Raw genomic sequence first — 13,727 nt, forward strand, 5'->3', positions numbered from 1 at the left:
AAAGACAAAGTTCGCCCGTTCCCTTGAAACGACCAGACAGTCGCAGGGTGAAAAAAGCGGGGTGGACAAGGCCACCCCGATCAGGAAACGGGAGACTTCAGATTTTCAGTTAGAACTGAACCGAGTATTTATCGGTCAGCCATTTTTGTACCCACTCACGGGCCTCTTCTGGAACGTTCACAGCCGTGCGGAAAATACGCTCTGCAGGCTCGCCAACGATCTGTTTGTATTCGCCAAGCGTTGCCTGTCGATCCGCGACAAAGCTTTCATCTTCGGTTGCGGCCTGTGCCGCTTCACGATAGGCCTGAACGATTTCCTCAGGCGTATCTTTTGGCAGGAAGACCATTTTCTGAGCCGGGAAACCGGCAATGAAAAAGGCTTTGTAAGCATCCCAGGCGGGACCTGAAGGTTTTTCACCCTTCATCATCTCGTATGCTTCCGGGAAACTTGGCAGCTCGGGGAAGGAAGGATCACGCACGATATTGCCGTCATCGTCGATCGCCCCCCACGAGAACAGCGGAACAGCGCTGCCGATATCAACAAGTGGTGTAACGTTGTTAATAAAAGCCGACGAAGTCTGGTAATCAATGTTGACCTCGCCACGCTCAAACGCAAGACGACCGGCCCCGCGGCCTTTCATGCCAAACACGGCATCGACATCAAGTCCCAGCAGCTCAAACGCTAGCAACGGAACCAGATCAAGGGACGTCGCGCCCTGACTACCATAACGCAACTTGACGGTTTCAAGTGCTTTCATGTCAGCAGCCGACTTAAGACCCAGATCGGAATTCACATAAACAACACCACCCGTCGGCGAAGCCAAAACCACGCGCCAGTCACGCATTTCGTATTGCACGCGTTTGTCGCGCAACAGATACGGAAACTGGGTTGAGCCGGAAGTTCCGATAGCGGTCAATCCATCAGGTTTGGCGCGGGCTTCAAACTGGTTGGCACCCGAAGTCGAACCGCCGCCCGGAATGTTCTTGACGACAACGGTCGGGTTTCCCGGCAGAAAGACACTGAAATACGGTGCCCAGAACCGGCCCCAGGTATCAGTCCCCCCACCTTCACCAAACGGAATAATCAGTTCGACACGATCCCCGGCAAAGTCGGCATCCTGTGCGGTTGCTGTACCGGCAAAGCCAAAAGCAATTGCCGCAGCCGCACATGCGGTTTTGAATGATTGATTAACGGTTTTTCCCCATGACATTGGGCTTTCCCTCCATAACGGTTGTTTTCTCTCGAACGGAAGGAAGAAGCGCGTGACGCACAGACATGCATCAAGTGTCGATTTCCTCCCATTCAGGCTTTCGGCTGTTATTGTTCTTCTGACCGGTCGTTGCCGGGAGTGCCGTTTGCCTATGACGCAAAATCTAAACGAAAAAGCTGTCAGTTTGCTGTCTAGGGTCAAATTTTTCATTTTCGAAGTCATTTTCGGTGTTATTTAGGCAGAATGCGTATCCTGATCGTAGAAGATAACCTTGTTCTGGCTGACAAAATCGCTGCTGCCCTACGGCAGACCGATCATGCTGTCGATCTGGTTCATGATGGCGAAGATGCTCTTCGACTTGTTCTGCAGGAAACCTTCGATCTTCTGATTCTCGATTTATCGCTTCCGGGACTGGACGGGATTGAAATTCTGAAAACCGTACGCGCACGCAAAATCAATTTGCCCGTCATGATCCTGACCGCACGCGGCAATCTGGATGAACGTGTCGCCGGTCTGGATGCCGGGGCAGACGATTATATGGTCAAACCGTTCGAGCTGTCGGAACTCGAAGCCCGTGCCCGCGCACTTTTGCGGCGCAATATCGGGCAGCGTAATCCCGCCATTACGGTTGGAAAACTGACATTCAACTCGGTGGACCGGTCCGTCACGATTGATGGACAGCCCGTTTTGCTAACACCGCGCGAACGTGGTGTGCTGGAAATCCTGCTGCTGAACGTAAGCCAGGTGATCAGCAAGGAAAAAATCGCCCTGCATCTGTTCGGTTTTGATGATGAGGCCAGCGTAAAATCCATCGAACTTTACATCAGTCGCCTGCGCAAAAAAATTGCATCCGGTGATGTCGAAGTCCGGACTATTCGCGGACTTGGCTATATGATTGACGAATGACCGAAAACGCTACCGCCATATCAACATCATTGCGCGCAAGGCTCCTGCGCTGGCTTTTGCTGCCTGGATTAATGCTGGCATTCGGGCTGTTGGCCAAAAACTATCTGACCGTCAGCGAAATGGCCAACCGTATTCAGGACCGGCTTCTGGTCGCCCTGGCGGTAACGATTTCCGAACACGCAATCAATTCGAGGGGCGATTTGCTATCGCGTGATATCGAGTTGCTGCTCGAGCAGTTCACCCGCGAAAACACATATTACCGGGTGCAGGGTCCGGACGGGGCGTTTGTGACGGGGGATTCTGGTCTGCCTCGACTGCCCGATGGTGTTACGCTGGAACCGGGTGTCCCCCATTTCTATAACGCACACTATCGCAACGAGGACGTACGCGCGGTAACCATGAAATATCTGGTTTCCAATCCGTCGTCGAACATCTATGGCTGGGTCACCATTGATGTCAGCCAGACCCGTCGTGAACGCGACAATCTGATTTATGATGAACTTCTGGGATCGACCACTGATTTTCTGGTTTTGATGTTTCTCGGCGGCGTTTTCGCGTGGATCGGCGTTTCACGCGGACTTGCCCCCTTAAGACGCCTTCAACAGGCAATCCGCCGCAGATCAACTGATGATTTGCGGCCAATTCGCCATGCCATGCCCAAGGAGGTCACTGAGGTCGTCAGATCTCTCAATGCACTTTTGGCGCGTCTGGAAAGCTCAATCACGGCCAATCAGCGTTTCATCGCCGATGCATCACACCAACTACGTACCCCGCTTGCGACAGTACAGGCCGAAGCCGAATGGGCTTTGCGCAATGCCAGCGACCAACAAGACCGTCAAGCTCTTGAACGTATCGTCAGTCAAACCCGTCAGACGGCCAGACTTGCCAACCAGCTTCTGAACCTCGCGCGGGTGTCACCGGAAGGCCGAAAGGCTGTCCGCTACGAGAAGACCGACCTCTTGGCCCTTGCCGCCTCGGTGACATCCGGGATGGTTCGCTATGCGATCCGCCACGACATTGATCTTGGTTTCGACGATCAAAGCGAGGGCATGAACTGTGAAATTGAAACAGGAAACGAAGTTCTGCTTCAGGAAATGCTTGGCAACCTGATCGAGAATGCCATTTTATATGGCACTCCCGGCACGATTGTGACGGTTCGTGTCATTGGTCGCGGCGTTGCAGTAGGTCCGGTTCTGGAGGTTGAAGACAACGGCCCCGGTATCCCGGAAAAAGACCGCGATACGGTTCTGGAACGGTTCGTGCGCCTTGATGAGCAAAACGGGCAAGGATGTGGCCTTGGACTGGCTATTGTCAAAGAAGTTGCCAACGCACATCAGGCAGTTATGTCCCTTGAAGACGGCAAAGACGGTGTGGGCCTCAAGGTGCGGATTGCATTCCCGCGCTAACCGGTTTTATCTGTCTCGTTGCAGACAAAAGACCGGCACGTCGCGCGCCGGTCTTTTGTCTTTTGACGTTCAGGCCGCTTTCTTGTCCGGACAAACGCCGACTACCTGCTTGTGATCGTTCTTTTCGACCGCAAATACAATCAGCGCGATCAGGCGATAAAAACCATGCACAAACTTGCCATATGGCATGGACAGAAACAGCGTCATCACAACACCAAGATGGATGCTTAACATCACCCCGACATATTGCGTATCACGCACAAACATCAGGCAAAGTCCGGTCAGACTTGTCAAAAACAGCAGAACCAGAAAACTGACATCCATACCCTTGTTCGTTTTGCCTTTCGGGGCGGCATCTGCCCTGGCCTTCAGGATCAGCAGCCCCGCCGGCCCCACAGTAAGACCAAGTCCTCCCAGAATGCCAAACAGTTTGGGCAGGCTCAAATACCTGTAAGGTGCGGGAAGATCGAAGCCATAATGCAAGACCGTGGCCGACGATGTGGCCGCAAAGCACAGCATGAAGCCCCAGAATGTCATCTGATGGAACCAACGCCTTGCCATGGAGGGCGTTTCGCTTGGATACGAGCATCCCTGCCCGTTGCCACCATCCAGATATTTCAGCGAAAGAGCATCTTTGATCCCCTGCATGACGCGGGGATAATCAAGTCTGAAAGGACTTGGCAAATTCATTGTCCGCCAGAATTTAACAATCGAAACCAGCAGCGCAAGCAGCACAAATCCACCGACCGCGCCAAACATTGCGGCCAGGACATCATGCGAAATCACGCCGTAAAATGCGTTTTCGTGCGCTGAAAAGAAATCATCCCAGGTTAAAATGGCCGTTCCGCACAGAAAAAGCGTGATCACAACGATTGACAGAAAACTGACCCAAAGACCGTTATTGGCAAACAGCTTGCCCATAAAGCCCGGCCACGCATAAACGCCATAGTTTTCCTGCCTGAGCTCTGCCATCGCGGCCGGAACGTTAAGCTGAAATTCGTGCGGTGGCGCATATTGGCAATTGTGATAACAGGCCCCGCAGTTATGGCAAAGGTTTGCCAGATAATCGAGCGTATCGGAATTGAATTCCAACCGCAGTTCCATCGCTTGGAAAACGGCACAATGTCCCTCGCAATAACGGCAGGCATTGCAGATCGACATAACGCGGGCGGCTTCGGTTGTTTTATCGGTTGAGCGCATAATCGGCAGCCTCCCTTCCTGCAATTCGTCCAAACACATTTCCAATCGTCATGCCAATCCCGGCAAGATATCCTTGGCCCAGAACGTTTCCGGCCATAATTTCACCCGCAGCAAAGATGTTCGGGCTTTCGGTCCCGTCGGCCATCTGCATCTGCGCCTTTTCGCTGACTTCCACCCCGAGATAGGTGAATGTGATGCCCGGCCGCAGGCAATAGGCGCTATAGGGAGGATGATCGAGTGTCCGCGCCCAGTTGGTCTTGTTCACCGCAAGCCCGCTGGTATGAACCCCATCCAGTTCGGTATGATCAAATTTTCCCGGTTGAACCGCCGCGTTATAGTCGGCAACGGTTTTCTCAAGCGTCGCGGGATCCAGACCGATCTTTTGGGCCAATTCGCCAATCGTATCGGCGACCACGGCCGGGAAAACGGGGGGCATAAAGGCACCACGCGCCTTCTGGTCAATAATTACATGGGCCACCTGATCAGGTTGGTCCGCAACAAGGCGGCCCCAGATCGCGTATCGCTTTGGCCAGAAATCCTCGCCTTCATCATAAAATCGCTCGGCATTCCTGTTCACCACAATGCCAAGCGACACGCAGTCAACCCGCGTGCAGATTCCGCCGTCAAACTTTGGCGCGCGTCCGTCAATTGCCACCGCATGGCACTGATTGGGTTCCCCGGTCTGCCGGGCCCCGGCATCAAGCAGCATGCGCAGCAAATCACCACGATTATAGGGCGTCCCCCGGATCAGGAAATTTTCGGCAATATCGCCCCATGCCTCTTTCAGCCACTCGATATTCGCCTCAAATCCGCCGGCTGCCGCAACGAACGCATTTGCCGAAATGGTGTGATGACCAACCTGAAGGCTTTTAAATCTTCCTTCCGAAATCTCTACGGATGTGACCATCGCATCGTAATGAACTTCAACGCCAAGCTTATCGGCATGCCGATAAAGGGCGTTTAACAGTTGCTTGCCCCCGCCCATGAAGAACGCATTCGTTCGGCCCAAATGCAGGGTTCCACCAAGTGGCGGCTGGAACTGCACACCGCGCGCCTCGAGCCAGTCAACGGCTTCTGTCGATTGGCGCAGGGTCATGCGGGCGAGTGTTTCGTTGGTTTTCCCCTTGGTCACCCGCATCAGGTCATCCCAGTATTCCGCCTCGTCATAAGTGCCGCTTAAAACCGACAAGGGGCCAATATGCATGGGTCGCAAATTGCGGGTATGGCGGGTATTCCCGCCGCGATGGGTTCTGGGTGCCCCTTCCAGCAGACAGACGCGCGCGCCTTTTTCCGCAGCGACGATCGCGGCAATCAGCCCCGCCTGCCCGCCGCCCGCGACAAGGACATCATAATGATCGGATTCAGTTTTCACGGCGTCTCCACCTTTTTTCGTATTTCAATGGATACTCTTGTATACAATTGTCTCCAAACTTGAGATTTCAGCATGCTTGTGTCAAGTTAAAAACCAGACAGAACAAAGCAGGTGCCTTCTCATGAGCCCAGATTCCGCCGATCACCAGCCCCGTGGGGAAGTTGCCTATCAAAAGCTTCTGGCAGCCATCCAGCATGGCGAACTCAAGCCGGGAACCCGAATCCGCGAGGTAGAAGTTGCTGAAAGGTTTGGAATCAGCCGCACCCCGGTGCGCGATGCCATTCGGCGTCTGGAAAGTGATGGGCTGCTGATCCACATGCCGCGACACGGGGCCGTCATCAAGGAACTCGATCATCGCGAAGTGATCGAGCTGTATGAAATTCGCGAAGTTTTGGAAGGAACAGCCGCCCGCTATGCCGCGCGCCACGCATCAGAGCTTGAAATCGCCGAACTGGAAGATCTGAATGAACTGATGCTGAAAAACGGGCAGGACCCGGTGAAAGTTGCAGAAACAAACCGGCTCTTTCATCAGGCGCTGTATAGAACGGCGAACAATCGCTATCTTATTGATGCACTTAATTCTTTATCGAATTCAATGGCGCTTCTGGGCGGTACGACGCTTCAATATGACGGCCGCCCCGAAAGTGCCTATCAGGAACATAAGAACATTATCGACAGCATCCGGTCCGGCAACGCCGATCAGGCCGATACCGATGCAAGACATCACATCCGAAGCGCTCAAAGGCTGCGGATCAAGCTATTGCGTGAGTAAGATGATATTTTTATTTGGGATGATCGTTTCGCTATCTATCCAAATAATCATACTCTAATGCGGTAGTCGTAAAGTTAGATATCAAAGTTGGTGGGCAATACGATCATATCCCGGATCGTCACCGTACGCGGGCACGACAGCATGTAAATCACCGCATCTGATACTTCCTCGGGATCAAGCAGCGCGCCATTTTCCTTGGCCTTACGCAGATTCTCTTGGGGCCAGTCTGCCAAAAGGGCCGAAACGACCTGTCCACCACCGACGGCCACAACCCAATGCTGCCAATGCTGCCACTGCTACCTTCGCTGCCGCTTCCGGCAAATTCGGGGTCCGTTCCCCGACAAGACGCACCTCTCCCGTCATGACAAATGATCGAGTTAGTCCCCCAGCCCTAATCCTCGGGTAGAACGCCGCCATAATGACTCCGCCAGCCGCCGGTCAATATCCTGAGAATCACCCCGCCGCCCTGTCTGTATCTTTGTCCCTGCATCCTGATCACCTCTTTCATCCGGCCCCAAACGCAAAAACCCGCAGAGCCTAAAAGGCCTTGCGGGTTTCGGTCCGGGTGCATTTCTCCCGTTGATTTTTTCACTTATGCCACAAACAAAAGAACAAATCAAGAACTTTTTCACAAAATGCATGGGGTAGCAGGCACCGGATAGGATGCAGGATGGGGCTTCACGCAATCTGCGCGCGGGCTCACCCCCATGCCCGACTTTCGGCTTAAAACGTGCCACTGGCACCTTTTCTTGGCGCTCTCAGCACCATCTCTCGATCCGCGAAAATATCGGTTTTGTGAAAATTTCCCCCGCCCCCATTTCGCGATTGACAATCATTATTAATATCATTAGCGTGCCCGCAATAAATGAGCCATAAAACATTACAACAACCTTAAATATAAACCACATCTCTAACTGACAGAAGAATGTCAAACAGAGATATGCACTTAGCCGGGAAAGACAGGTGACGAATTTCTATTCAGCAATAGAAACAAGGACATAGACCATGGCTGGAATCACGATCCAAAAAGAAGAGCAAACCCTGCAACCGCCCCTGTCAAAATCTGGTGCAAGACCGTCAACACTTGCACAATCGCCACCAGCGCACGCGCTTTTCAATTGTCTGGTCAAGGAATTTGCCCTGCCCCAGGGTCTGATCCGCTATCAATGGCCCAAGGATCGTGATCGTCTTCCGGTCGAGATTACACATGCATCCGGTCACATTGTTCCGATGCATGTCTTCATGCCCGACCAATCCGAGTTCTTTGTGCTCGTTGACCGGAAATCCGGCATGGGAAGTCAATATTACCTGTCGCATATCTACGGCAAGCTGCCCGGCGGACGATGGAAACAGCTCGACCCGGAACTGCTTGCCGCCCGCCTTCTGTCAAGCTGTGCAGCGCCAGAGACACCGGTCAATGGCGAGCTGCTAAAACAAATTCAGTCCAGCATCACGCTGAGCGAAGAAATCGCCCTGCATGCCGAAATCCTAAAACCCGATCCCTTCCGCGACTATATCGCAAGCGAGCAGAATTTATGGTTCGGTCATCCGTCCCACCCGGCCCCGAAAGCACGGCTTTGGCCCGATAACGCACCGGTTGCCCGTTACTCGCCGGAATTTTCCCCGCAGGTACGGATGCATGTGCTTGAGGTCCCGTCATCCGGGCTGAATATCCGAACCGATGACACCAGCCATTCAGACGTGCTGGACGGCATCGCGGATCAAAGCAACTGCCCGCCGGGATATGCACGGATTTCACTGCACCCTGTTCAGGCCAGGCTTTTTCTTGGAGACCCTCGCGTCGAGCGCCTTTTACGGACAGGCATGATCCGCGATCTCGGTGAAACAGGTTTTCATGCCCGCCCCACCGCCTCGATCCGGACGATGTATATCGATGGGCACGACTATTTCATCAAGGGCTCCTTGAATATCCGCATTACAAACTGCGTTCGCAAAAATGCGTGGTACGAACTCGAAAGCACGATCAGGATCAACCGTCTTCTTCGCGAACTGACCAGCACCGCCGCCACGTCCACAGGGGGCCTGAACCTGATTGAAGAACCCGCCACAATCAGCTGGAGCCCCGAAGATGCTGATCCCGAAGATGACATCTGGTTTCGGGAACAAACCGGCGCAATCCTGCGCCGCAACTTCTGCAAGACCGAAGGTGCCGAACAATGCGTGATCGCCGCCACCCTGTTTGCCCGCGATCTTGACCTGCAATCCAATTGCGCCCGTTACTTTGCCCGCTGGAAGCTTGACCAGAATGACCGCGCCAAACTCGAATGGTTTACCAGCTATCTGAAAGCGCTTCTGAAGCCGGTTCTGTTCCTGTTTTACAATCACGGCATCGTCATGGAGCCGCATCTGCAAAATACGGTCATCGTCCATGAAAATGGCCATGTTGCCAGACTGCTTCTGCGCGATTACGAGGGGGTCAAGCTGACCTCGGACAAGGGGATCGCGCATATTGACGCAACCGTTCACCCGACTGTCCGCCAGTCCATGGAATACAGCCGAGAGGCCGGGTGGCGGCGCATCAGCTACTGCCTTTTTGTCAACAATCTGAGCGAGGCCATTCTGGCCTTAAGCGAAAACAGTCCCGGACTTGCAAACACCATGTGGCAGCAGGTCCGTCGCGAACTTCACCAAATTTCCCGCGACCTTCACGGCCCGCCCCCTGAGATTGATCAGTTGATTGCCAGCGGCGAAGTGGCCTGCAAAACCAACTTCAAAGTGCGACTGGCCGCCCAGGCTGATCGCAATGCCGGTTACGTCACATTGAAAGCACCGTGGCACAGCGAGGAATGCGATCATGAATAACACAGACATGTCCAGGACCGTCAGCGAAGCCGTGCTGAGCCGTTTCAAAGCGCTGGCCGAGGATACACCCGATCCTCTTGCCGCTTTTGTCTATGACCTGGAGGCACTGAAAAACCACGTAAATCAGGTCATGTCCGCGCTGCCCAAAGGGGTGGAACTTTACTATGCCATCAAAGCCAACAGCGAAACGGAAATTCTCGAAACCATTGCGCCACTGGTTGACGGGTTTGAAATTTCCTCGGGCGGGGAAATTGCCCGTATCGCGAATTGCAGCCTGACAAAGCCTTTCGTCTTTTCCGGACCGGGCAAGCTGACATCGGATATGGAATCCGCGATCAGAAAGGGCGTGGAATTCATTCATGTCGAAAGCATACATGAACTCGGCCTGCTGGATGCTGCCGCCCGTAAACTCGGCAAAACCCAGAATATCCTGATCCGCATCAATCCGGCCTTGCCCGAAAACATGCAGACAAAGCTGTCAATGGCCGGAACCGCAACGCCGTTTGGCATCGAAGAAGCCAGACTGCCCGAAGTAATCGCACTGGCGGAAAACTGCCCGAACCTTCAACTGAAGGGGTTCCACATTCATGCAATGTCTCATCAGACAGACTGCAGGCGTCATCAGACCCTGATCGATTTTTATCTGGGAAAATGGCCCGAATGGAAATCCCTGACACGCGATCCTGGCACCCTGACGCATCTCAATGTCGGTGGCGGTATCGGCGTCAATTACACTGAAGCTCAGCAATTCGACTGGACCGGCTTCTGCCGGCATCTTGAAGACAGCTTGCGCAAAACCGAAAACCCGCCCCAAATCCGGCTGGAACCGGGGCGGTTCATCACCGCTTTTTGCGGATATTACGGAATTGAGGTTCTCGATATCAAGGAAAGCCACGCCCGTCGTTTCCTTGTATGCCGCGGCGGAACCCATCAATTCAGACTGCCTGCTGCCCAGAACCATAATCATCCTGTTCTTCACTTCCCTGATGCGTTGTCACGCCCGGGAAACAGTCCGGCCCAGTCGGGTATATTCGACATTGTCGGCCAATTATGCACGCCCAAGGATGTGCTAAGCCGGGACCGGGAACTGGAAAACGTAAAGGTCGGCAGCCTGCTGGTTCTGCCAATGGCGGGTGCTTATGGTTTTAACATTTCACATGTCGATTTTCTTTGTCACCCCAAACCCCTGATCGACTTCATCCCGGTCGGGCCGAAGTCACAGACGACAGGAACCGCTCACACAACAAGGGACTACACGGCAATAGAAGTCAGCAACACCGATCTGTTGCAGCAACAGGCAAACCGTGAATCCAGTGCTCGTACCTATCCCCGCAGGTTCCCTCTTGCCATCCGGCATGCAAAGGGGCTGACCGTGACGGATATGGATGGCAAGGAATATATCGACTGTCTTGCCGGCGCAGGAACGCTGGCACTCGGACACAATCATAATGTTGTCACCGATGCCATCCGGGAAATGATCGATGCCAACGTGCCGCTGCATACCCTTGATATCACAACCGCCACGAAAGAAGCGTTCATTGACGAACTGCTCGTTTGCCTGCCCGCAAACTTCTCACGCGATGCGCGCGTACATTTCTGCGGGCCGACCGGCGCAGATGGTGTCGAGGCCGCGATCAAGCTGGCAAAAATTGCGACTGGTCGCAGTACTATCCTGTCTTTCCAGGGAGGATATCATGGCAGCACCCACGCAACCATGAGCCTGAGCGGCAACCTGCACCAGAAGGGAGCACTGGAAGGGTTGGTGCCCAATGTCCATTTCATGCCTTACCCCTATGATTATCGCTGCCCCTTCGGGCTCGGCGGCAGGGCCGGCGAAAAAGCCGGTCTCAATTTCATCCGTTCTGTCCTTGGCGATCCGGAAAGCGGCGTCACCAAACCGGCAGCCATCATTCTGGAAGCTGTTCAGGGGGAAGGCGGTGCCATCCCTGCCCCGGATGACTGGCTAAAAGAATTGCGCCAGCTCACATTGGAACACGACGTACTTCTGATCATTGACGAGGTGCAGACCGGCTTCGGACGCACCGGAAAACTTTTCGCCTTCGAGCATTCCGGCATCACACCCGATATCGTTGTGATGTCCAAGGCTGTCGGCGGCGGTTTGCCATTATCTGTTATCGCCTATCACAGGAAATACGATAAATGGCAACCCGGCGCCCATATCGGAACCTTCCGCGGTAATCAGCTTGCCATGGCCGCAGGCAGAAACACCTTGCGCTACATTCGCGAGAATGATCTTGCCGGGCACGCTGCGGCTATCGGCCAGCAACTTGCATCCGCCCTTCGAAACCTTCAGACAGCCTTCCCGCAAATTGGCGATGTTCGCGGGCGCGGCTTGATGCTGGGCGTGGAGATGATCGAGGATCGCACATCGGATATCCAGGGCTATCCGAAAGCAGATCCGGCTCTCGCCCGGTCCGTTCAAAAATCCTGCTTTGATCGAGGCCTTATCCTTGAGGTCGGAGGACGCCATTCCGCCGTTCTGCGGTTCCTGCCGCCTCTGATCATCAGCAATGCCGAAATGTTGAAAATCATCGACATCTTCAGCGATGCAATCGCCGAAAACTGCGCACAACGGACACTTAACGTTGCAGAATAAGATTGAAAACCTGCCTCCCCGGGTGGTGATGGTATCGGTGCTGCTGGGAACCCTGACGGTCAGCCTGAACAACAGTGCGCTCAACCCGGCCGTGCCGGAATTCATGAAGACTTTCGACACCGGCCCTCTGCTTGCAAGCTGGATCGTTGCGGGCTTTATGATGGCGATGGGATTGACGATGCCGCTTACCGGTTATCTGAGTAACCGGTACGGCAAACGGCGCCTGTATTTGATCGGGCTTGGCCTGTTCGTTTGCGGCTCATCTCTTGGCGCGCTTGCCCCCGGTATCAACTGGGTGATTGCGGCACGAATAGTTCAGGGTATTGCAGGGGGATTGATGATCCCTCTGTCGCTGCCCCTGATATTTTCCGTCTATGAGAAAGAAAAACGCGGCAGGATCACCGGCATCTGGGGCACTGCCGTCATGCTGGCCCCTGCTGTCGGGCCCTTTGTCGGCGGGGTAGCACTGGAACTGGCAAGCTGGCAGGTCCTGTTCATCATGAACATCCCATTCGGATTAAGCGCGTTTGTTGTCGCTCTCGTTGGCCTGCCGACAGGTCGGCAGGATGCAAATGACAGGCAGCCTTTTGACACCAGGGGGTTTCTGTCTGCCACGCTGGCGATTGCCGTGACAATGATGTGGCTGAACCTTCTGTCAGAAGAAATACTTCCTGTTTTGGCTATGTGGGGTCTGCCAATACTTGCTGTATTTGCATTTGCCTACTTCATCAGAACGGAACGCAAAAGCCCGGCCCCCCTGCTTGATCTCGGCCTGTTCACCTATCCCTGCTATCGGATCAGCATTGTGATCACGACCATACAATCGGTCGGCATGTTCGTAACGCTCATCCTGATCCCGTTGCAGCTTCAGACCGTGATGGGATATGGCCCCGTATGGACAGGCGCAGCACTTTTGTGCACGGCAGTTTCCGGCAGCATCTTTGTCAATATTGGCGGTCGCTGGCTTGACTGGCACGGCCCCAGGCTCACCGTCACAACCGGCCTTGTCATCACCTGCATTGCAGCATTTTTGTTGGGCGCAAGCGATGCAAATACTCCCTTGTGGGTGATATTTGCCCTGATGATCCTGCGCGGCATCGGACTTGGACTTTCCTACATGCCGGTAACGACCGCAGGTCTGAATGCCATTCCGGAAAACCGCCTTACGCAGGGTGCTGCGATGAATAACATTTCCAGACGAATCCTGTCTTCCGCCGGAATTGTCATCGCATCCGCCTATCTTGAATGGCACCGCCAGACACATGCCCCTGCGGCACAGGAAGAAATGGCGGCCATCAGTCAGGTTTTTTTGGCAACGGGTCTACTGATTGCGGGTCTTCTGCCTTTGGCATGTCGCCTGCCGTCAAAGGTGTTTGTCCAGGCACCAGTCTCCCCGAGGCCAGACCTCTGATCATCCTTAC

General features: G+C 54.1%; 10 protein-coding genes. 6 read left to right on the top strand and 4 right to left on the bottom strand.

Features of this window, described 5'->3' with window-relative positions; genetic code table 11:
- Positions 1-109 precede the first annotated feature (109 nt).
- Positions 110-1,210 carry a tricarboxylate transporter gene (locus R1T41_RS01860; RefSeq protein WP_317339564.1) on the bottom strand — a complete coding sequence of 367 codons (1,101 nt, stop codon included), beginning with the start codon at positions 1,208-1,210 and terminating at the stop codon, positions 110-112.
- Between the two features lie 243 nt (positions 1,211-1,453).
- Here R1T41_RS01860 and R1T41_RS01865 point away from each other — a divergent pair, with 243 nt between their 5' ends.
- Complete coding sequence (locus tag R1T41_RS01865) at positions 1,454-2,116, top strand: response regulator transcription factor (RefSeq protein ID WP_114109854.1); 663 nt, start codon at positions 1,454-1,456, stop codon at positions 2,114-2,116.
- Positions 2,113-3,522, top strand: coding sequence for a sensor histidine kinase (locus R1T41_RS01870; protein WP_317339565.1), 1,410 nt, complete (start codon positions 2,113-2,115; stop codon positions 3,520-3,522). Before R1T41_RS01865 ends, R1T41_RS01870 begins: the two co-directional genes overlap by 4 nt.
- A gap of 69 nt (positions 3,523-3,591) precedes the next feature.
- On the opposite strand, the gene tcuB is transcribed toward R1T41_RS01870, so the two are convergent.
- Together tcuB and tcuA are read right to left on the bottom strand one after the other, a co-directional pair.
- Complete coding sequence (tcuB, locus tag R1T41_RS01875) at positions 3,592-4,722, bottom strand: tricarballylate utilization 4Fe-4S protein TcuB (RefSeq protein WP_317339566.1); 1,131 nt, start codon at positions 4,720-4,722, stop codon at positions 3,592-3,594.
- Positions 4,706-6,094, bottom strand: coding sequence for an FAD-dependent tricarballylate dehydrogenase TcuA (gene tcuA, locus R1T41_RS01880; RefSeq protein ID WP_317339567.1), 1,389 nt, complete (start codon positions 6,092-6,094; stop codon positions 4,706-4,708). Before tcuA ends, tcuB begins: the two co-directional genes overlap by 17 nt.
- A gap of 121 nt (positions 6,095-6,215) precedes the next feature.
- Here tcuA and R1T41_RS01885 point away from each other — a divergent pair, with 121 nt between their 5' ends.
- A complete protein-coding gene (locus R1T41_RS01885; RefSeq protein WP_317339569.1) occupies positions 6,216-6,866 on the top strand; it encodes a GntR family transcriptional regulator in 651 nt (216 codons plus the stop codon).
- A 74-nt stretch (positions 6,867-6,940) separates the two neighbouring features.
- Here the strand turns inward: R1T41_RS01885 and R1T41_RS01890 are convergent, their stop codons facing one another.
- Entirely contained in the window at positions 6,941-7,135 is a 195-nt protein-coding gene (locus R1T41_RS01890) for a hypothetical protein (RefSeq protein WP_317339571.1), read from the bottom strand.
- A gap of 736 nt (positions 7,136-7,871) precedes the next feature.
- On the opposite strand from R1T41_RS01890, the gene R1T41_RS01895 reads away from it, so the two are divergent.
- The 3 genes from R1T41_RS01895 to R1T41_RS01905 are packed head-to-tail and all read left to right on the top strand — an operon-like array spanning position 7,872 to position 13,717.
- Entirely contained in the window at positions 7,872-9,689 is a 1,818-nt protein-coding gene (locus R1T41_RS01895; protein ID WP_317339573.1) for an IucA/IucC family protein, read from the top strand.
- Positions 9,682-12,306, top strand: a complete 2,625-nt coding sequence (locus R1T41_RS01900) for a diaminobutyrate--2-oxoglutarate transaminase (RefSeq protein WP_317339574.1) — start codon at positions 9,682-9,684, stop codon at positions 12,304-12,306. Before R1T41_RS01895 ends, R1T41_RS01900 begins: the two co-directional genes overlap by 8 nt.
- Entirely contained in the window at positions 12,296-13,717 is a 1,422-nt protein-coding gene (locus R1T41_RS01905; RefSeq protein WP_317339575.1) for a DHA2 family efflux MFS transporter permease subunit, read from the top strand. Before R1T41_RS01900 ends, R1T41_RS01905 begins: the two co-directional genes overlap by 11 nt.
- Positions 13,718-13,727 lie beyond the last annotated feature (10 nt).

This window comes from Thalassospira lucentensis (assembly GCF_032921865.1).
Taxonomy (GTDB): Bacteria; Pseudomonadota; Alphaproteobacteria; order Rhodospirillales; family Thalassospiraceae; genus Thalassospira; species Thalassospira lucentensis_A.